We start from the raw sequence: 1,221 nt of genomic DNA, 5'->3' as shown, positions 1-1,221 counted from the left end.
TCCCCATACGACAACCGCTCACCACCGAACACCACCGCCACCGCATCCGACGACACACCCACCCGATCAACGAACAACGACGCCAACGTCACATCCGAACCCACACCCACACCCGAATCCAACACCCGCACAGTGTCATTCCACCCCGACACCACCACAGACCGCTCCACCTCACCCAACACACCAATATCACCCACCACCACAGACGAATCCGCCACCACAGACTCCAACACCCGAACAAACCGCTCACCGAACAACACCATCGTCGACTCGTCGAACAAATCCGTCGCATACGTCAACGTCGCCGACAACCCCGCAGGACCACCATCGACATCGAACAACTCCGTCACCGTCACCTGCACATCGAACTTCGCCACCGCAGCATCGAACTCCACCGCCGACACCGACAACCCCGGCAACTCCAACGACGTCCGCTCCAAATTCTGGAACGACAACATCACCTGAAACAACGGATGACGCCCCTGCGACCGCGCCGGATTGAGCACCTCCACCAACCGCTCGAACGGCACATCCGCATGCCCGAACGCCCCCAAATCCCGCTCCCGCACATCCCGCACCACATCAGCAAACGACCAATCCGACCCGAACACCGTCCGCAACACCAACGTATTGACGAACATCCCGATCACATCATCGAGAGCAGCCTCACCACGACCCGCCACCGGCGTACCCACCGCCACATCATCGACACCCGACAACCGCGACAACAACACCGCCAACGCCGAATGCACCACCATGAACAACGACGCATTCAACTCACGAGCCACCACACCCAACCCACGATGCACACCCGCATCCACCGAAAACACAACATTCGCACCACGATTCGACGCCACCACCGGACGCACCCGATCAGCAGGCAAATCCAACTGATCCGGCAACCCCGCCAACGCCGACCGCCAAAACGCCACCTGCTGCGACAACAACGAATCCGGCTCCGACTCCGAACCCAACACCGCACGCTGCCACAACGCATAATCCGCATACTGCACCGCCAACGGAACCCACCCCGGCTCCTCACCACCAGCCCGCGCCACATACGCACCCATCACATCCCGCGTCAACGGCCCCATCGAAAAACCATCAGCCGCAATATGATGCACAACAAACACCACAACAAACTCAGACCCACCAGAACCCGCACCCACCACCTCGAACAAACCAGCCCGAAACGGCACCTCCGCAGTCACATCGAAACCG

General features: G+C 60.3%; 1 protein-coding gene. It reads right to left on the bottom strand.

Annotation, left to right across the window (positions count from 1 at the left end; genetic code table 11):
- On the bottom strand, positions 1-1,169 hold a 1,169-nt coding region (locus A2J03_RS25440; protein ID WP_331712402.1), incomplete at its 3' end, for a condensation domain-containing protein.
- Between the last annotated feature and the right edge of the window lie 52 nt (positions 1,170-1,221).

The sequence above is a fragment of the Rhodococcus sp. EPR-157 genome (assembly GCF_001647195.1).
GTDB lineage: Bacteria > Actinomycetota > Actinomycetes > Mycobacteriales > Mycobacteriaceae > Rhodococcoides.
The sequence above is the reverse complement of the archived record's forward strand: the minus strand, read 5'-3'. Positions and strand labels throughout refer to the sequence as shown.